The 19,168-nt window shown below is 70.7% G+C and carries 14 protein-coding genes; 6 read left to right on the plus strand and 8 right to left on the minus strand.

The window, feature by feature from the left end; all coding sequences use genetic code 11:
- Window positions 1-154: 154 nt before the first annotated feature.
- Entirely contained in the window at window positions 155-1,492 is a 1,338-nt protein-coding gene (locus ACZ4Z1_RS11635; RefSeq protein WP_468486390.1) for a cytochrome P450, read from the plus strand.
- 108 nt (window positions 1,493-1,600) lie between these two features.
- Here ACZ4Z1_RS11635 and ACZ4Z1_RS11640 read toward each other — a convergent pair whose 3' ends face one another.
- The 4 genes from ACZ4Z1_RS11640 to ACZ4Z1_RS11655 all read right to left on the minus strand — a co-directional run bounded on the left by ACZ4Z1_RS11640 (window position 1,601) and on the right by ACZ4Z1_RS11655 (window position 8,367).
- On the minus strand, window positions 1,601-5,416 hold the full coding sequence (locus ACZ4Z1_RS11640) for a multifunctional oxoglutarate decarboxylase/oxoglutarate dehydrogenase thiamine pyrophosphate-binding subunit/dihydrolipoyllysine-residue succinyltransferase subunit (RefSeq protein ID WP_468486391.1): 3,816 nt from the start codon (window positions 5,414-5,416) through the stop codon (window positions 1,601-1,603).
- A 237-nt stretch (window positions 5,417-5,653) separates the two neighbouring features.
- Window positions 5,654-6,835, minus strand: coding sequence for a sensor histidine kinase (locus tag ACZ4Z1_RS11645; RefSeq protein WP_468486392.1), 1,182 nt, complete (start codon window positions 6,833-6,835; stop codon window positions 5,654-5,656).
- Window positions 6,832-7,572, minus strand: coding sequence for a response regulator transcription factor (locus ACZ4Z1_RS11650; protein ID WP_468486393.1), 741 nt, complete (start codon window positions 7,570-7,572; stop codon window positions 6,832-6,834). Before ACZ4Z1_RS11650 ends, ACZ4Z1_RS11645 begins: the two co-directional genes overlap by 4 nt.
- Window positions 7,573-7,650: 78 nt before the next feature.
- Window positions 7,651-8,367, minus strand: a complete 717-nt coding sequence (locus tag ACZ4Z1_RS11655; RefSeq protein ID WP_468486394.1) for a spermidine synthase family protein — start codon at window positions 8,365-8,367, stop codon at window positions 7,651-7,653.
- Window positions 8,368-8,671: 304 nt separating this feature from the next.
- On the opposite strand from ACZ4Z1_RS11655, the gene ACZ4Z1_RS11660 reads away from it, so the two are divergent.
- The 4 genes from ACZ4Z1_RS11660 (at window position 8,672) to ACZ4Z1_RS11675 (ending at window position 13,789) form a co-directional block, all read left to right on the plus strand.
- Complete coding sequence (locus ACZ4Z1_RS11660) at window positions 8,672-9,406, plus strand: rhomboid-like protein (RefSeq protein WP_468486395.1); 735 nt, start codon at window positions 8,672-8,674, stop codon at window positions 9,404-9,406.
- A gap of 103 nt (window positions 9,407-9,509) precedes the next feature.
- Window positions 9,510-9,899: a VOC family protein gene (locus ACZ4Z1_RS11665; RefSeq protein WP_468486396.1), complete on the plus strand. Its 390-nt coding sequence runs from the start codon at window positions 9,510-9,512 to the stop codon at window positions 9,897-9,899.
- Window positions 9,900-10,652: 753 nt separating this feature from the next.
- On the plus strand, window positions 10,653-13,061 hold the full coding sequence (gene lon, locus ACZ4Z1_RS11670; protein ID WP_468486397.1) for an endopeptidase La: 2,409 nt from the start codon (window positions 10,653-10,655) through the stop codon (window positions 13,059-13,061).
- A gap of 170 nt (window positions 13,062-13,231) precedes the next feature.
- Window positions 13,232-13,789, plus strand: coding sequence for a Uma2 family endonuclease (locus ACZ4Z1_RS11675; protein ID WP_468486666.1), 558 nt, complete (start codon window positions 13,232-13,234; stop codon window positions 13,787-13,789).
- A 57-nt stretch (window positions 13,790-13,846) separates the two neighbouring features.
- Here the strand turns inward: ACZ4Z1_RS11675 and ACZ4Z1_RS11680 are convergent, their stop codons facing one another.
- Window positions 13,847-14,704 (minus strand): lysozyme, encoded by an 858-nt coding sequence (locus ACZ4Z1_RS11680; RefSeq protein ID WP_468486398.1) that lies wholly within the window; start codon window positions 14,702-14,704, stop codon window positions 13,847-13,849.
- Between the two features lie 319 nt (window positions 14,705-15,023).
- On the opposite strand from ACZ4Z1_RS11680, the gene ACZ4Z1_RS11685 reads away from it, so the two are divergent.
- Window positions 15,024-15,539 carry a MarR family winged helix-turn-helix transcriptional regulator gene (locus ACZ4Z1_RS11685; RefSeq protein WP_468486667.1) on the plus strand — a complete coding sequence of 172 codons (516 nt, stop codon included), beginning with the start codon at window positions 15,024-15,026 and terminating at the stop codon, window positions 15,537-15,539.
- Window positions 15,540-15,637: 98 nt separating this feature from the next.
- Here the strand turns inward: ACZ4Z1_RS11685 and ACZ4Z1_RS11690 are convergent, their stop codons facing one another.
- The 3 genes from ACZ4Z1_RS11690 to ACZ4Z1_RS11700 all read right to left on the minus strand — a co-directional run bounded on the left by ACZ4Z1_RS11690 (window position 15,638) and on the right by ACZ4Z1_RS11700 (window position 18,777).
- Window positions 15,638-17,008: a cytochrome P450 family protein gene (locus tag ACZ4Z1_RS11690; protein ID WP_468486399.1), complete on the minus strand. Its 1,371-nt coding sequence runs from the start codon at window positions 17,006-17,008 to the stop codon at window positions 15,638-15,640.
- A 36-nt stretch (window positions 17,009-17,044) separates the two neighbouring features.
- Window positions 17,045-17,755, minus strand: a complete 711-nt coding sequence (locus ACZ4Z1_RS11695) for a TetR/AcrR family transcriptional regulator (RefSeq protein WP_468486400.1) — start codon at window positions 17,753-17,755, stop codon at window positions 17,045-17,047.
- A 176-nt stretch (window positions 17,756-17,931) separates the two neighbouring features.
- Window positions 17,932-18,777, minus strand: coding sequence for a hypothetical protein (locus ACZ4Z1_RS11700; RefSeq protein ID WP_468486401.1), 846 nt, complete (start codon window positions 18,775-18,777; stop codon window positions 17,932-17,934).
- Window positions 18,778-19,168 lie beyond the last annotated feature (391 nt).

Raw genomic sequence — 19,168 nt, forward strand, 5'->3', positions numbered from 1 at the left:
GCCCATTGGATCAGGTGTGCGCGGTCGGTACGATGCCTGACGTGATCATTCCGGGTTGCCCACGGCCACAGCGCCGGGCAGCCCCACTCCCCTCCCGCCGGATCGCCTCTGCACGCGGGCCGGCGCGGACGTCGCCTCGGCGAAAGGATCCCCCGTGTTGGAGCTGACGGCCGTCCCCCGTGCCCCTGGCGGGATACCACTGCTGGGGCACGCCCTGCCACTGCAGCGGAACCCGCTGCACTTCCTGCGATCGCTGCGGGACACGGGCGATCTCGTACGGGTCGACATCGGCACCATGCCGATCTACGTGGCCTCCGGCGCCTCCGCGATCAACGACGTCATGGTCACGCACGGCCGGTCGCTGGAGAAGGGCCGGCTCTTCGACCGGGTCCGGCCCCTGGTCGGCAACGGCCTCGCGACGGCCGGCGGCGAGGTCCACCGCCGCCACCGCCGCCTGATACAGCCCATGTTCCACGCGAAGCAGATCGCCCGCTATGCCGAGGTGATGAGCGACCGCGCCCGCGCGCTGGCCGACTCCTGGACCCCCGGCCAACGCGTCGCCGTGGAGCAGGTCATGGGGGAGTACGCCATCGAGACGCTGGCGGCGACCCTGTTCTCCACCGACATCGGCCGGCCGGCGGTGGAGGCGGTGCGCCGGAACCTGCCGGTCATCCTGAAGAACATGCTGCTCAGGGCCGCGTCCCCGAAGATCTTGGACAAGCTGCCGATCTGGCGCCGCTTCGACGACGCCACGGCGAGCATGCGCCGGGTCATCGACGAAGTCGTCGCCACGACACGCGAGTCGGGTCAGACCGGCGCGACCGACCTGCTGTCCGTACTCCTCGCGGCACGGGACGCGGACACCGGTGAGGGCCTGACCGACGAGGAGGTCCGGGACGAACTGGTCACGATCCTGTTCGCCGGCACGGAGACCACGGCCTCCACCCTCGCCTGGACCTTCCACCACCTCGCCGAGCACCCCGAGGTCGAGGAGCAGCTGGTCGCCGAGATCAAGGAGGTCGTGGGCGACCGGCCCGTGACCTTCGACGACGTACCCCGCCTCGCCGGTGTCCGGCGCGTGCTGGACGAAGTCATCCGCCTGCACGGGGTGGTCCTGCTGATGCGGCGTACCACCGAGCCGATCGAGCTCAGCGGCTACCGCGTTCCGGCCGGTGTCGAGGTCGCCTTCAGCCTCTACGCCCTGCACCGCGACCCGGCACACTACCCCGACCCGGACTCCTTCGACCCCGACCGGTGGCTGCCCGAGCGGCGGGAAGCGCTCGAACGCAAGGCGGTCGTGCCCTTCGGCGCCGGCAGCCGGCGGTGCATCGGCGACGGGTTCAGCTGGACGGAGGCCACCATCGCGCTGGCCACCCTCCTGGCCCGCTGGAAGCTGCGCCCGGCTCCCGGGACACCGCGGCCGCAGGAGTCCGCTTCGTCGATGGCCCATCCCGACCACGTCCCGATGGAAGTGCTGCCACGCGACGCGTGAACAGCTGGACGCGCGCACAGCAAGGGGCCCCGCCACGAACGCCGTAACGTTCGTGGCGGGGCCCCGGTGCACCGCTGTCACACCGGCCGGTCGGGCCGGTACGGGCTGCTACGCGTCGAACGCCTCGGCGATCAGCGCGGCCTGCTCGGCCTGGTGGCGCTTGGCGGAACCCACGGCCGGCGACGAGGAGTGCGGCCGCGAGATGCGGCGCAGGCGCTCGCCGTGCGGCACATCGGCACCGACGGACAGGTCCAGGTGGTCGATCAGGTTCAGACCCAGGAACGGCCACGCACCCTGGTTCGCCGGCTCCTCCTGCACCCACAGGTACTTGCCCGCGTTCGGGTACTTGGCGATCTCCGCCTGGAGCTCCTTGCCGGGCAGCGGGTACAGCCGCTCGATACGGACCAGCGCCGTGTCGAACGCGCCGCGCTTGACCCGCTCCGCCTCCAGGTCGTAGTACACCTTGCCGGAGCAGAAGATCACCTTGGTGACGTCCTCGGCCTTCGCCGCGTCGTCCGCGATGACCGGCCGGAAGCCGCCCGTGGTGAACTCCGCCGTCTTCGACGACGCCGCCTTCAGACGCAGCATCGACTTCGGGGTGAAGACGACCAGCGGCTTGTGGTGCGGGTTGTGTACCTGCCAGCGCAGCAGGTGGAAGTAGTTCGACGGGAGCGTCGGCATGGCGACGGTCATGTTGTTCTGCGCGCACAGCTGGAGGAAGCGCTCGATGCGGGCCGAGGAGTGGTCCGGGCCCTGGCCCTCGTAGCCGTGCGGCAGCAGCAGGGTGACGCCGGAGGTCTGGCCCCACTTCTGCTCCGCCGAGGAGATGAACTCGTCGACGACGGTCTGCGCGCCGTTGGCGAAGTCACCGAACTGCGCCTCCCACAGGACCAGCGCCTCGGGGCGGGCCAGCGAGTAGCCGTACTCGAAGCCCATCGCCGCGTACTCGCTCAGCAGCGAGTCGTAGACGTTGAAGCGCGCCTGGTCCTCGGACAGGTAGAGCAGCGGGGTGTAGTCCTCGCCGGTCTCCCGGTCCACCAGCACCGCATGGCGCTGGCCGAAGGTGCCGCGGCGGGAGTCCTGGCCCGACAGGCGGACCGGGGTGCCCTCCATCAGCAGGGAGCCGAAGGCGAGGGTCTCGCCCGTACCCCAGTCGATCGTGTCGTCCTCCACCTGGGCCGCGCGGCGCTGCAGCTGCGGCAGCAGGCGCGGGTGGACGGTGACCCGCTCGGGGATGTTGACCTGGGACTCGGCGATCCGCTTGACGACCTCCTGGGAGATCGCGGTGTCCACGGCGACCGGGAACTCGGCCTGCGGCTCCGGAACCTCGGGGGCGGACGGCGCGGTGGTGGCCTCGCGGACCTCCGTGAAGACCTTCTCCAGCTGGCCCTGGAAGTCCTGGAGGGCCTGCTCGGCCTCCTCCAGCGTGATGTCGCCGCGGCCGATCAGCGACTCGGTGTAGAGCTTGCGCACCGAGCGCTTCTTGTCGATCAGGTCGTACATCAGCGGCTGCGTGAAGCCCGGGTTGTCGGTCTCGTTGTGACCGCGGCGCCGGTAGCAGATCAGGTCGATGACGACGTCCTTGTTGAACGCCTGGCGGAACTCGAAGGCGAGGCGCGCGACACGCACGACGGCCTCCGGGTCGTCACCGTTCACGTGGAAGATCGGCGCCTCGATCATGCGGGCCACGTCCGTGGCGTACATGGAGGAGCGGGCCGACTCCGGCGCGGCGGTGAAGCCGACCTGGTTGTTGATGACGATGTGCACCGTGCCGCCGGTGCGGTAGCCGCGCAGCTGCGACATGTTCAGCGTCTCGGCGACCACACCCTGGCCCGCGAACGCCGCGTCACCGTGCAGCTGGACCGGCAGGACGGTGAAGTCCGTGCCGCCCTTGCCGATGATGTCCTGCTTGGCGCGGGAGATGCCCTCCACGATCGGGTCGACCGCTTCGAGGTGCGAGGGGTTGGCGGCCAGCGAGACCTTGATCTGCTCGCCGTCCAGGCCGGTGAAGGTGCCCTCGGCGCCCAGGTGGTACTTCACGTCGCCGGAGCCGTGCATCGACTTCGGGTCGAGGTTGCCCTCGAACTCGCGGAAGATCTGCGCGTACGACTTGCCGACGATGTTGGCGAGCACGTTCAGGCGGCCGCGGTGGGCCATGCCGATGACGACCTCGTCCAGGCGCGACTCGGCGGCCGAGTCGATGACCGCGTCCAGCAGCGGGATGACGGACTCGCCGCCCTCCAGGGAGAAGCGCTTCTGGCCGACGTACTTCGTCTGCAGGAACGTCTCGAACGCCTCGGCGGAGTTCAGGCGGCGCAGGATGCGCAGCTGCTCCTCGCGCTCCGGCTTGGAGTGCCCGCGCTCGACCCGGTCCTGGATCCACTTGCGCTGCTTGGGGTCCTGGATGTGCATGAACTCGATGCCGGTGGTGCGGCAGTACGAGTCGCGCAGCACGCCCAGGATGTCGCGCAGCTTCATCATGGTCTTGCCGGCGAAGCCGCCGACGGCGAACTCCCGCTCCAGGTCCCACAGCGTCAGCCCGTGCTCGATGATGTCGAGGTCGGGGTGCTTGCGCTGCTCGTACTCCAGCGGGTCGGTGTCGGCCATGACGTGACCGCGCACCCGGTAGGCGTGGATCAGGTCGAAGACCCGGGCCGCCTTGGTGACGTCGTCGTCGTGGCTGACGTCGATGTCACGCAGCCAGCGCACCGGCTCGTAGGGGATGCGCAGCGACTTGAAGATGTCGTCGAAGAAGTCGTTCTCGCCGAGCAGCAGTTGGTTCATGATGCGCAGGAACTCGCCGGAGGCGGCGCCCTGGATCACGCGGTGGTCGTACGTGCTGGTCAGCGTCATGACCTTGGAGATGCCCAGCTTGTTCAGGGTGTCCTGGGAGGTGCCCTGGAACTCCGCCGGGTAGTCCATCGCGCCGACGCCGATGATGAGGCCCTGTCCGGGCATCAGGCGGGGCACGGAGTGGACGGTGCCGATGCCGCCCGGGTTGGTCAGCGACGCGGTGACTCCGGTGAAGTCCTCCATCGTCAGCTTGTTGTTGCGGGCGCGGCGGACGATGTCCTCGTATGCCTGCCAGAACTCGAAGAAGCTGAGCGTCTCCGCCTTCTTGATGGCCGCCACGACGAGCTGGCGGTCACCGTTGGGCTTGACCAGGTCGATGGCCAGACCGAGGTTGACGTGCTCGGGCTTGACCAGCGTCGGCTTGCCGTCCTTCTCCTGGAAGGAGTAGTTCATCGACGGCATGGCCTTGAGGGCCTGCACCATCGCGTACCCGATGAGGTGGGTGAAGGAGACCTTCCCGCCCCGGGCGCGCTTGAGGTGGTTGTTGATGACGATGCGGTTGTCGAACAGCAGCTTCACCGGAACGGCGCGCACGGACGTGGCCGTGGGCAGCTCCAGGGAGGCGTTCATGTTCTTCGCGACGGCGGCGGAGGGGCCACGGAGGGTGACCAGTTCCGGGCCTGCGGGCGCCTCGTCGGCCTTCACATCGTCCTTCTTGACTGCGGGCTTGGCGGTCTTCGCTGGTTCGGCCTTCGCCGGGGCGGCCTTGGCGGGCGCCGGGGCACTCGCGGCCGGCTTCGCCGGTGCGGCGGGCTGCGCGGCTGCGGGCTGCGCGGCCTGCGGCGCGGCGGGGGCCGCGGGCGTGCCCGTGGCCGCAGCCTGGGGCGTTCCGGCGGCCGGAGTGGCGGGGCTGCCGTCACTCGCCGGGGCCGGCGCGGCGGCGCCCGCTCCTGGCTTGTAGTCGGCGAAGAAGTCCCACCAGGCTCGGTCTACCGAGTTCGGGTCCTGGAGGTACTGCTGGTAGATCTCATCGACGAGCCACTCATTCGGACCGAACGCGGCAGCAGGGTTCTTACCCTGCCCCTCTTGGTCAGTCGAAGTGCTCGAGCTGTTGGGGGACTGTGGCGACACGGCGGCAACCGCCCTCTTCCGCTTCCTAAGGTGGTGGACAGCGGGAATAAAGGCTACGCCTCTCCGGACCTTTGGTGCAGTCCGGGGCCGTCAGTCGTCGTGCACGTCACATTCGGCCGGGGGTTTCGGGGCATGACTTGACGGGAAACACCCCAGGTTCCCCTGCACTCGGGTACGCGGCATCGCCGCCGCACCCCGGATTGTGTGCTTCCACCACCGACCCTACGACACCCGGGGTCAACCTCGGACGGAGTCGCTCCCCGGAAGAGTGACGCGGATGCGGCAGCCGCTCGGCGATTCGGCCACCCGGATCCGTCCGCCGTGCAGATCCACCGCCCAGCGCGCGATCGCCAGCCCCAGCCCCGTACCGCCGTCGCTGCCCGGCCCCGACGCCGCCGGGTCGCCCCGGTTGAACCGCTCGAAGACATGGTGCCGCTCGGCCTCCGGGATACCCGGACCCTCGTCCTGCACCTCCAGCTCCAGGCCGCCCGGCGTCTCGCCGCCCCGCGCCCGCACCGTCACCCGGCCGTGCCGCGGGCTGTGCTTGATGGCGTTGTCGATCAGGTTCGCCACCACCTGGTGGAGCCGTTCGGCGTCCGCGTACGCCGTCAGCTCCGGCGGCGAGACGTCCAGGTGCAGATGGACGTCCGTACGGGTGTGGGTGCCGGAACCGGCGAGCCCGGACAGCGTCGAGGCGCCCCGGCTCATGTTGGCTTCCTTGAGCACCCCCGACAGGTACGGCCACACCTCGAAGCGGCGGGCGTGCAGCGGCACCACCCCGTTGTCCAGCCGCGACAGGTCCAGGAGATGCTCCACCAGCCGCCCCAGCCGTTCCGTCTGCTTCAGGGCCGTACGCATCGTCTCCGGGTCGGGCTCGCAGACCCCGTCCACCACGTTCTCCAGGACGGCGCGCAGGGCCGCTATCGGGGTGCGCAGCTCGTGCGAAACGTTGGCGACCAGCTCCTTGCGATGGGTGTCCACCGCCTCCAGATCGGCGGCCATCCGGTTGAACGCGTCCGCCAGGTCACCGAACTCGTCGCGCCGCCCGCCGCGCACCCGGCGGGTGTAGTCGCCGTCCGCCATCGCCCGGGTCACGTCCGTCATGTCGTCCAGCGGCGCGGTCAGGCTCTGCGCGACGAACTGGGTGACCAGCAGCGAGGCGATGATCGAGAAGACCGTGATGACGCGCAGCTCGGTGTCGGAGTGGATCGCGACGAACACCAGCAGCGTCGTGATGATCACCGAGACGATGACCAGCGCGCCGAGCGCCGCCTTGACCGAGCGGTACGGGTCCAGCGGCCGCAGCCCTTCCCAGACCCGCCGCCAGAACGGCACCCAGACCCGCTCCAGCAGCCCGTCCGGCCGACGCTCGCGGTCCCGGCGCCCGGCCCGCTCCTGCTGGCGGGAGAGGCCCGTCATACGGGCGGGGTCTCCAGCGCGTACCCCACCCCGTGCACCGTACGGATACGCTCCGCGCCGATCTTGCGGCGCAGCGCCTTGATGTGGCTGTCGACCGTACGGGTGCCGGACGCGTCCGCCCAGTCCCACACCTCGGCCAGCAGCTGCTCACGGGAGAGCACCGCGCGCGGCGTGTTGGCCAGACACACCAGCAGGTCGAACTCGGTCGGCGTCAGATGCACGTCGGAACCGCGCACCCGCACCCGGCGCTGCGCGTGGTCGATCTCCAGCTCACCCAGACGCAGGATGCCGCTGCGCGGCGTGTGCGCGGCCAGCGCCGCCCGCTCCACCCGCCGCAGCAGCACATGCACCCGGGCCGCCAGCTCCCGCATGGAGAACGGTTTGGTCATGTAGTCGTCCGCACCGACACCGAGACCGACCAGCATGTCCGTCTCGTCGTCGCGCGCGGTGAGCATCATGACGGGCACCGGACGCCGCGCCTGCACCCGGCGGCACACCTCCAGCCCGTCGAAGCCCGGCAGCATCACGTCCAGGACCAGCAGGTCCGGCTGCCACGCCTCGGCGGTGTCCACCGCGGCCGGCCCGTCGGTCGCCGTCTGCACCTGGAAACCCTCGGCGCGCAGCCGGGCCGCGATGGCGTCCACGATCGTCGGGTCGTCCTCCACGACGAGGATCCGGCGCTGGGCGCCGGGCGTGGCCGCGGCGGTGCCGCCCTGGGTGGTCTGCGTCTGATCCATCGCCCGCCCCTGCGTGTCCCCGTGCTGCATGGTCGCGTACTGCTGGGCAGCAGCGTAAGGGCAGGCTATGACCGTCGGCTACGCGCCCTTGCGCGCGAGGTGCACCACGTCCGGGACGCCTCGGACAACGGGGATCTCTTCGGTACGTACGCCGGTGAACCCGGCATTTCGTAGAGCCTCCTCGAACGCGGCCGACGGCTGCGCCGACCACACGGCGAGCACACCACCGGGCGCCAGCCGCGCCCGGCAGGCCGCGAGACCGGCAGGGGAGTAGAGGCCGCCGTTGTCCTCCGTGACGGTCCACTCCGGCCCGTTGTCGATGTCCAGACACAGCGCGTCGAACACGCGTGACCCGGCACCCTCCCGCACATACGCCACCAGGTCGGCCGCCACCACCTCCGTACGGGGATCGGCGAACGCCGCCCCCGACACGGCGGACAGCGGCCCGGCCCGGTGCCAGTCGATGACCGCGGCCTCCCGCTCCACCACCGTCACCCGGCCCCACCGGCTGTCCTCCACCGCCCTGACCAGCGAAAACCCGACCCCCAGCCCGCCGATCAGCACACTGGGCGACACCTCCCGGTCCCCCAGCTCCCCGAGCGCCGCATCCACCAGCAACCGCTCGGACCGTCCGTCCGAGGTGTCCATCAGAAAACACCCGTTGGCGATGATCTCGAAGTGCTCGCCCCGCTGCCGCAGGACGACCTCGCCGTACGGGCCCTCCCGACGGTCGAGGACCCGCGGCCCGGCGGATACGTGCACGGAGACAGGCATGGCGTGCGCGGGATGAGACATGACGGCCATCCTGACCAATCGGACCGGGACGGGTCCAACCGGATTCCCCGCCCGGACCGCGCCACGGCGCGTGACGCACCTCACGGCCACAGCTCACTCATGGGTTGAACGTGCAGGCTGTCCCTCACGTAGATCTCCAGTGGACCACCGGATTACGGACCGGGACGGAAGGGGCCAGGCACCAGTGAGCCGGGTGAACACGGCACAAGCCACCGAAAAGACACCACCCGACGAAGGAGCCGAGCCCACCCGGACAGCCTCTTCCGCGGGAACGGGCACCGCAGAGGCGACTCCCCTCGACGGGGTGCCGAGGCCGCGGACAGGACCGGAGACCGCCGAGGCCGCGGCCCCCGGCCCCGTACAGCCGACCCCGGCACTTCCGCTGACCCGAAGCCGGCGCCCCGCGCCCTGGCGCCTCCTCCCCGGCCCCCTCGGCGCCCCCTTCACCTTCGCCTACACCCTCCTCCTCGTCACCACTTCACTCGTCGCCGAATACGCCGACCCCGACCTCGTCCACCGTCTCCTCCAGGCCTCCAGCACGGACGTCGAGCACCTGGCGCAGGCACCCCTGCTCGTGCTCGCCGCCAGCGCCCTGTGGATCGCCGGCGGCATGACCTCCGCGTACGCCATCGCCTTCCTGCTCGTCCTGACAGCCCTGGAACGCCGAGTGGGCGCCCTGCGGACGGCGGCAGTCTTCTTCGGCGGCCACGCGGTCGCGACGCTCGCCACCGAACTCCCGGTCGGTGCCGCGGTGGCCCTCGGCCACCTCCCCGCCGACTCCCTCCAACGCCTCGACTACGGCATCAGCTTCGGCGTGATGGCCTGCACGGGCGCACTGACCGGCCTGCTGCCCGCCTGGGCCCGGTGGCCGCTCCTGACGGGCGTGACCTGGTTCGCCGTCAACAACCTGCTGACCTCCGGCGACCCCGTCAGCGACTCGGGCCACCTCCTCGCCCTCGTCCTCGGAACACTCACCCGGCCCCTCCTGCGACGCCCCCGCCGACCTCGCCCGAGGGCGATTGTCAGTGGCCGTTGCTAGCTTCTTGGACACGCTTCTCCACGGCACTACGGGGGAGTGGAGCGAGGGTCGTACCCGGCCACGACGACCGGGGCCCCGCTCCGTTCAGGAAGAGGCACCCACCATGCGAATGATCTTCGTCAACCTGCCGGTCAAGGACATCGCCGCGTCCCGCGAGTTCTTCACCCGCCTTGGCTTCACCTTCAACCCGCACTTCTGCGACGAGCACACCCTGTGCATGACCGTCGAGGAGAACATCTCCGTCATGCTCCTCCAGGAAGACCGCTTCCGGGACTTCATCAACGGCGACATCAGCGACGCCACGAAGACCACAGAAGTCCTCACATGCCTGTCCTGCGACAGCCGCGAACAAGTCGACGAGATGCTCGCCAAGGCTCGCGAAGCGGGGGCGGGCGAGTGGAAGCCGGTGATGGAAGCCGGTCCCATGTACGGCGCCAGCTTCCAGGATCTGGACGGGCATGTGTGGGAGCTCATGCATATGGCTCAGGGCTGACGGGCCGCTGGCGCGGCGGGTGGGCCTGGTTCGTAGGTGCGCCCTGGTGGGTGGCTGGGGCTTTGCGCTTCGCGCGAGTTTTGCGCTGTCGCGCGGATCGCATTTGTTTGTGCGGGGGCGGGGGTGCGCAGGGGGCCAACTCCTCGGCACCGTTGAGCCCTACTAATGCGATTCGGTGGCCGGGAACCCGGCTGCCTGCGGGGATGGCCCCCTACGCACCCCCTCAGGCCGGTTTGGCGAGTCCGGGACAGCTGGGGGGAGTCTGTCGATGACCCTGGTGCCCGCTCTCCTGGGGGTGAGGTCCCTGGCGGTGGGGCGGGAAGGCAGCCCGTTGCCCGTCGCCCGGCATTGTCACGTGAGCCTGGTGGGCCGCAGCTACCCCAACACGTTCACCGGATGGGGCTTGGCTTGTGCATGTCCCCAGCCCAGATGCTCGGAAAGCCGCATACGGCGCGGGCTCGGGGACATACAGGGGTCTCCCCGCAGGCAGCCGGGTTCCCGGCTACCGAATCGCATTAGAAGGGCTCAACGGTGCCGAGGAGTGACCCCTGTGTGGCCCCGAGCCCCCCACCACCGGCAGACCGCGTACCAAGCCCGTCCGGCGCTTGAGGACACAGGAACCCCACCCCCGCGGCGGGAAAGCAGAACACCGGTATGTGGGTGATCGCTCACAGCGAACAGGGGTCAGGGAACACCAGGCACTCCCCACGCATTGAGTGGACATAGCTCAACTTGCCTGCCGAAGGGAAGATCATGGCTTCGACGTCCACCCCGCTCACCCTGCCCGTGCTGCCCCTCGACGACGAGGTCGTCCTCCCCGGCATGGTGGTGCCTCTGGACCTGTCAGAGGCGGAGGTGCGGGCCGCCGTGGAGGCCGCGCAGTCCGCCGCGTCTCCGGGTAACAAGCCACGGGTGCTCCTTGTGCCGCGGATCGACGGCGCGTACGCGGCGATCGGTGTGCTGGGCCGGATCGAGCAGGTCGGGCGCCTGTCCGACGGCGATCCCGGCGCGCTGATCCGCGGCCTCGGGCGCGTGAGGATCGGTGCGGGCACTACGGGACCCGGCGCCGCCCTGTGGGTGGAGGGCACCGCCGTCGATGAGACGGTGCCGGACCCCCTGCCGGGTGCGGTGACCGAGCTGGTCAAGGAGTACAAGGCGCTGGCCACCGACTGGCTGAAGAAGCGCGGCGCCTGGCAGGTCGTGGACCGCGTCCAGCAGATCGAGGACGTCTCGCAGCTCGCCGACAATTCCGGTTACTCGCCGTTCCTGAGCACCGAGCAGAAGGTGCGGCTGCTGGAGACCACCGACCCGGTGGCGCGCCTGAAGCAGGCCACCGAGGCGTTGCGTGAGCATCTCGCCGAGCAGGACGTGGCGGAGGCCATCGCCAAGGACGTCCAGGAAGGCGTGGACAAGCAGCAGCGTGAGTTCCTGCTGCGCCGCCAGATGGAGGCCGTCCGCAAGGAGCTGGCCGAGCTGAACGGCGACCCGGAGGACGAGGGCGAGGACTACCGCGCCCGCGTCGAGGCCGCCCAGCTTCCGGAGGACGTCCGCAAGGCGGCCCTCAAGGAGGTCGACAAGCTGGAGCGGTCCAGCGATCAGAGTCCTGAGGGCAGCTGGATCAGGACCTGGCTGGATACGGTGCTGGAGCTGCCGTGGAACGAGCGTACCGAGGACGCGTACGACATTCCCGGCGCCAAGGAGGTCCTGGACGCCGACCACGCGGGCCTGGAGGACGTCAAGGAGCGCATCACCGAGTACCTGGCCGTGCGCAAGCGGCGCGCGGACCGCGGCCTCGGCCTGGTGGGCGGCCGCCGTGGCGGCGCCGTGCTGGCGCTGGTCGGCCCGCCCGGTGTCGGCAAGACCTCGCTGGGTGAGTCCGTGGCCCGCGCGATGGGCCGCAAGTTCGTCCGGGTCGCGCTCGGCGGCGTGCGGGACGAGGCGGAGATCCGCGGGCACCGGCGTACGTATGTCGGCGCGTTGCCCGGCCGTATCGTGCGCGCGATCAAGGAGGCCGGCTCGATGAATCCGGTCGTCCTCCTGGACGAGATCGACAAGGTCGGCTCGGACTTCCGGGGCGATCCGGCGGCCGCCCTCCTCGAAGTCCTCGATCCGGCGCAGAACCACACCTTCCGGGACCATTACCTGGAGGTCGAGCTGGATCTGAGTGACGTGGTCTTCCTGGCCACGGCCAATGTCCTGGAGGCGATACCGGAGCCGCTGCTCGACCGTATGGAGCTGGTCCGGCTGGACGGCTACACCCAGGACGAGAAGGTCGTCATCGCCCGCGACCACCTGCTGCCGCGCCAGCTGGAGCGGGCCGGGCTGGAGTCCGGCGAGGTCACGCTCACGGATGAGGCGCTGCACAAGCTGGCCGGGGAGTACACCCGCGAGGCGGGCGTACGGAACCTGGAGCGGGCCGTCGGGCGGCTGTTGCGCAAGGTCGCGGCCCAGAGCGAACTGGGTGAGCAGGAGCTGCCGTTCACGGTGGGTGTGGGCGAACTGCGCCCGCTGATCGGGCGCCCGCACCACACCCCGGAGTCGGCGCAGGACCCGGCCGAGCGGCGCACGTCCGTACCGGGCGTGGTCACCGGCCTCGCGGTCACCGGCGCGGGCGGCGACGTGCTGTACGTGGAGGCTTCGCTCGCCGACCCGGAGACCGGCGCTTCCGGGCTCCAGCTGACCGGCCAGCTGGGCGACGTGATGAAGGAGTCCGCGCACATCGCGCTGTCCTTCCTGCGCTCGCACGGCGCGGAACTGGAGCTGCCGGTCGGCGACTTGAAGGAGCGCGGCGTCCACCTGCACGTACCGGCGGGCGCGGTCCCGAAGGACGGCCCGAGCGCGGGTGTGACGATGACGACGGCGCTGGCCTCGCTGCTTTCCGGGCGGCAGGTGCGCCCGGACGTGGCGATGACCGGTGAGGTGTCGCTGACCGGGCGGGTACTGCCGATCGGCGGTGTCAAGCAGAAGCTGCTCGCGGCGCACCGGGCGGGGATCACGACGGTGGTCATCCCCAAGCGTAACGAGCCGGACCTGGACGACGTGCCCGCCGAGATCCTGGAGAAGCTGGACGTCCATCCGGTCTCCGACGTCCGCCAGGTCCTCGACCTGGCCCTGACCCCGGCCTCGGCCCCGGCCGCCCCGGAGGTTCCGGTCGCGGCGTGACGGACGCGCCCGGCCACAGCGGCCCGGAGTCCCCTGGTACGGGGGCTCCGGGCCGCGCGTGTCCCGGTCACCGTGCGTATCGTTGTACTGCGCGACTGCCCGCGCTTCGCGGCGGTGGGGAGGAGCGCACGGTGACCATCGAGCTGACCGACAACAGGTTCGATATCGAGATGGCCGACAGCGGCGAGCTCAGCTTGGACGAAATGTTCGACCAGCTGGAGCGGATGCCCGTCCCCGAGGGCTGGAAAGCAGAGATCGTCGAGGGGGCCGTCGTCATGTCGCCGCAACGGGACAACCAGTGGGACGTCATCCTGGGGGTCGTCGAACAACTACGCGCGAAGTACCCGAGGAAGAGCATCAAGTCGGATGTGCGCTTCGACTTCCCCGGCGGCCTCAACGGCTTCGCGTGCGACGTGGTCGCGCTACGGGACGGATCGGAGAAGGACGACAAGGGACGCTGGCGGTACCAGGACGTCGAATTCGTTGCCGAGGTCATCTCCCGGGGCACCTCGCACAACGACTACGGCCCCAAGCTGGATGCCTACGCAGTGGCCGAGGTCCCGGTCTACCTCATCGTCGACCCCTACTCGGGCCGGTGGCATCGCTACACGCTGCCCAAGGACGGGAAGTACCACCAGTACCTGACCCTCGACTTCGGCGACCCGGTCGACCTGACCCACACGGTCGTCGGCCTGACACTCGAAACGGCGGACTTCGACCGGAAGTGACGCCGCACCCCGACCCGGGCCCCGGCACCCCCCCCCGCGCCGGGGCCCGGCCTCGTCTCACCCGTTGGCCAGCGCCTGCAACCGCTCGTACGTCCCGTTGAACCGGTTCCGGTCGCCGACCGTGGTGCCCGACGACGTGTACTGCCAGATGGTGTGGAAGCTCCAGCCGGCCGGGAGTTCGCCGGCTGAGGAGCCGTAGCGGGGGATCCACAGGGGGGTGACGGTGCCGAAGCCGGCGTAGTTGCCGGTGCACTGTTTCCACCAGCTGGTGGAGGTGTAGATGACGGCGTCCCTGCCGGTGCGTGCCTTGTAGGTGGCGAAGAAGTCCTTGATCCAGCTGACCAGGGCGGACGCGCTCTTGCCGTAACAGGTCGGGCCGTAGGGGTTGTACTCCATGTCGAGGGCGCCGGGCAGGGTGCGGCCGTCCTTGGACCAGCCGCCGCCGTGGTCCGCGAAGTAGGTGGCCTGGGCCGCGCCGCTGGAGGTGTCGGGGGTGGCGAAGTGGTAGGCGCCGCGGATCATGCCGGTGTTGTAGGAGCCGTTGTACTGCTGCGCGAAGTACGGGTTGGTGTAGCTGGTGGATTCGGTGGCCTTGACGTACGCGAAGCGGACCCCGGCGTTCCACAGGGTCTGCCACGGGACGTTGCCGTTGTGGCTGCTGACGTCGACGCCTTCGACGGAGGCGAGGGTGGGCGGCGGCGCTTCGCCCGGCGCGTCGCCCTCGTGCCGGGCGACCTGGGAACCGGCCCAGTCCTGGCCGGGGTGGGTGGGTTCGGGGGCCGGGCCGTACGGGGCGGCGCCGGCGGTGCCCGGCAGTCCGAGGAGGAGGGCCAGGACGGTGAGGAGGATGCCTGTCAGGGCCGCCGTCGGGTGCGTGCGGCGGCGGGCGGCGGGTCCGGATCTGTGCACGGGCATACGTGCCTCCGAGGATCTCGGTGAACTGACCTGAGGGGGGCGGCCGGGCAGGCCACGGCGCGCGCCGAGCGGAAGGGAGGGGAGAGAGGGTGAGGGGGTGAGGGGGAGGCCGCACCGGACCGTGTGGTGTGAGCATGCCAAGTTCGTGCCGATGACGGTACGCGCGTAGATGCGGGGGGCAAAGAGGGGAGCCGGGCTTCCGTTGGTCTAATCCTGCGAAATACTGGACAAGCTGCGGCTTCGGCCGCCGCTGGAAGAAACTTTCACGGTCCGGAAAGCGGGAGAGGGCGCCGACGTGCACAACACCAGACCCGACGGCATGGCAGGGGCGGACGAATCCCATGGTGTGGACCAGGTGTTCCTCTCCCTGGAGCGGGAGTTGGCGGTCTTCCTGCGCCGCGCCCGCGCCACGTCCGGCGAGCTGGCGCGGGAGGTGCACCCGGAGCTGGAGTCGGCCGCGTACGGCCTGCTCGTACGCCTCGCCGACGCGGGACAGCAGCGGGCCACCGAACTCGCGAGTTTCTTCGGTGTGGGCAAGGCGACGATGAGCCGGCAGCTGCGCGCCCTGGAGGACCTCGGCCTGATCGCCCGCGAGCCGGATCCGGCCGACGGGCGGGCCGTCCTGGTCCGCCTCACCGACGAGGGGCACGACCGGTTCAGCCGTGTACGCAACAGCCGCCGCGCCCAGTACGCGCGGCGGCTCGCCTCCTGGGACCGCCGCGAGGTCGCGGAACTGGCCCGCCTGCTGCACCGCCTGAACGGCGAGCAGGAAGCGGAGGAGGGCTGCGGGACGGCCGGCAAGGGCGAGCGGGGCGGGAAGGGCGGCAACGGCTGAGAGCCGGCGCGCGGGCCCAGCGGGGGCGGTGCGCCGGCTCTCGGCGGGTCGTCCACGCCGGCCGTCTCCTCCGCGGACGGCCGGCGTCCCGTACGGGGTCAGCTCTCCGCGTGCAGACGCAGCGGCAGCCGCCGCAGTCGCCAGGTGCCGGGCTGCCGCAGGCGTTCCTGCTCCTCCAGTCGCTCGCGGGGCAGGGCGAGCGCCAGGTCCGGGTAGCGGGCGAGCAGCTTGCCGAACGCGACCTCGGCCTCCTGCCGGGCGAGTGAGGCGCCCAGGCAGTAGTGCATCCCGTGCCCGAAGCCGACGTGGTCCTCGGCGCGGCCGGCCGGCTGCCGGGTCAGGTCGAGCCGCTCCGGCTCGGTGTAGTGCCGCGGGTCGTGGTTGGCCGCGACGAGGCTGAACATCAGGGCCTCGCCCTGGCGGACCTGGACGCCGGCCACCTCGGTGTCCTCGGTGGCGTACCGCAGCTGGGTGCCCTGGATCGGCCCGCACCAGCGCATCAGCTCGTGGACGGCGCGCGGCAGCAGGGCCGGGTCCGCGTCGAGCAGCCGCCGCTGGTCGGGGTGGCTGAGCAGGGCGAGTGTGCCGTTGCTGATGAGGTGGGCGGTGGTCTCGTGGCCGGCCAGCACCAGTGTGAGGACCATGGTGACCATCTCGACGTCGCTCAGCCGGCCGCCGTCGTCGTCCTGCGCCCGGATGAGCCCGCTGAGCAGGTCGTCCCGCAGGGCGCCGCGCCGCTCGCGGATCACTTCGTGGATGTGCCCGATCATCGCCGGCATGGTGGCGCCGATGCGCTTGGGGTCCATCGAGGCGAGGTCGGCGCCGAACCCCCGCCACAGCGCCCGGTCCTCCTCGTCGATGCCGACCAGCTCGCAGATGACGGTGATGGGCAGCGGGTACGCGAAGTGCTCGACGAGGTCGACGACGCCGTCCTCGGCGTGGCCGGGCAGCCGCTCCAGCAGCGCGTCGGTGATCTGCTCGACGCGGGGCCGCAGGTCCTGGATACGGCGTGCGGTGAAGGCCCGGGACACCAGGCGGCGCAGCCGGGTGTGGTCCGGCGGGTCGCTGGTGAGGATGGTGTCCGTGATGTACGGGGCCAGGTGCTCGGGGATGCCGAACAGCTCGATCAGCCGGGCGCGCGGGTCCCGGTCCGGGCTGATGCCGGGCACCAGCGTCGGGTTGTTGACGAACCGCTGGTCGCGCATCACCTCGCGGACCACGTCGAAGCGGGTCACGAGCCAGATGGGCGAGTCGTCGACGAACCGGGCGCGGACGAGCGGGGCCTTTTCGCGCAGCTTGCCGTAACCGGTGTACGGGTCGTCCAGCAGCTCCGGCTCCATCACGTTGGGCTCGCCGGGGTGCAGGCCGACGTAGGTGGGCAGGGCGCCGGGCTCGGTGGCGGTGGCCGAGGGAGGGGCGGGGGAGTCCGGCGGGGTGGCCGCTGCGGACTCGGCAGGCGATGTGGTCATCGTGCGTTCTCCTCCTGATCAGGGTGTGACCGGGGGTCACTGGCGGAGCTGACGCCGTACTTCCTGCCGGCTGAGCTCCTCCAGACGCGCGAAGCGCGTGATGATGCCGGGGGCCGCCGCGGCGGTGACCCGCGGGTCGGGCTCGCCGTGCGGCTCCAGCGCGGTGCGGACCGTGTGGCACAGCAGGTCGGCCCGCTCCTCCGCTCGCGCCGGAGCGCGTTCGGGGAACAGCACCTCGGCCTGGAAGAAGCCGGTCGCCGTCGTCATGCAGACGTACATCTGCTGGTCGACGCTGAGGTCTTCGCGCACCAGGCCGTGGGCGCGCAGGGTGGTCAGCTGCGTGCGCAGGGTCTCGGTGCCCGCTTCCACCAGTTCCGCCAGTTCCTTCCTGGCGATGTCGTTCAGGCGCCCGAGGATGTCGGAGTCGTCGAGGTAGAGGGCGCGCAGCACCGGGTCGTCCATGAAGTGCAGGAGGGCTCCGCGCAGCGCGCGGCTGGGCAGGATGTTGCGGCTGTCGGCCCGCATCCGTTCCACCTGCCGGCGGTGCTCGGCCGCCTTGGCGCGGAGCACCACGGCCAGCAGCAGTGCGTCCTTGTTCTTCCAGTGCAGATAGACGGTGCCTTTGCCGACGTCCGCCCGGCGGGCGATCTCGTCCGCGGTCACGCGGCGGTAGCCCCAGGCGAGCAGCAGCTCGCACGCGGCGTCCAGGATGCGTTCGCCCCGTTCCGTACGTTCGTCGGCCTGCACGGTCCCCCCTGACTCCGTGACCAGTTTTCTCATCTGGTCACGAAGCCAACGGTAGGCGGGGGGCAGCCCGTCGGGTAGGGCTGTTTCCAGCCGTACGGCGCGAAGCGGTGTGGCGGCCCGCAACGGGCCTCCGGGGCCGCCGCGTTGCGGTCCCACCGGGCTACGCCCCTGCCGGATCACGGCTCGACCAGCACCACCGTCGCGTCGTCCCGGGACTTGCCGCGCGGGAACCGCGCCCCTCCCGGATCGGCGTCCTCCAGAGCGCGCACCCGGTCGACCAGGGCCTGTGGCCCCTCCTTGCGCACCACCGCGAGGCAGTCCGTCCACGAGCCTTCACGGAAGACCTCGACCCACCGTGACGCGCCGTCACTGAGCGCGGTCAGCGCCCGTACCTCGGCGCGCGGGACGGACCCGGTGACCGCGCGTGCGGCCACCGCCGGGTCCGCCGCCGCGGTGAAGAAGCCGCCCTCGGCGTTGCGCAGCGCCTCGACCGCCACGCCGTACTCGCGGCCTGCGGCGGCGCGTTCGGCGGAGCCGCCCGGCAGGGCCCGTACGGCGTCGCGCAGGGCCTGTACGGAGGGCGGCAGTTCGTCCAGGCGGGTGTCCAGAATGGGGCGGACCGTACCGTCCGGGTGCTCGATGAGCAGGGCGGAATCGGACAGGACGAGGTACTCGACGGCCGACGGCGACCACCGGACGGCCACCGCGGTTGCCTGCGGCGTGCGGGCGTGAGAAAGGTCACAGGTGGAGCGGTGAACTTCAGCCGTCCGGGAGATGGCGGCCGAAAGCGTCTCAGGGAGCGTCATATCCCGGAATGAACCGGACAGTTCGAGCATTGCTCCCCCGAGTCGCGCGGTGTACCACGGCACACCGTGGATACAGCCGGTGTCGTCCGGTGGCGGGGTCACGCCGTCCAGGAGGACCAGGACTCCGCCCTGGCCGGAGGCGGGCAGGGCGACGGACGCGTAGTCCTCGTTCGGGTGTTGGGGGTCTCCCGGCTCGGTGGCCAGTTCGATGCGCATGACGGCAAGTCTGCCGGAGCACGTCCGGTTTCCCGCGGTGTGCGGACTTCGCCGGGCTCGGGGACGTATCAGCAGGTCAGAGGCGTGAGATGGGGCCAAAAAGCGCGGTCCGCCGACGTGCGGGCGCGCATCTTTCCAGGAGCCGCACGGTTCTCCAAACCCGCTCGGGGGTTGCGCGAGGTTGCATCCCGGAGCGGCCTTGATCGGAAGTTGATGGTCAACTTCCGATTGATGTTCACTCATTCGAGTGGCCGGGTGTACGTTGCCGGGCCGCTGCGCGATGCCGGTGGAATGGTCGTGGCCCGGATCATGGGAGGCGCCAGAACACTCGTCGCGACGCGCAGAGCCGGGCTGCTTCCCTCGCGGACGTGTGCATTGCTGCGGTCTTCGC

The organism is Streptomyces sp. NPDC030165, from assembly GCF_055573595.1.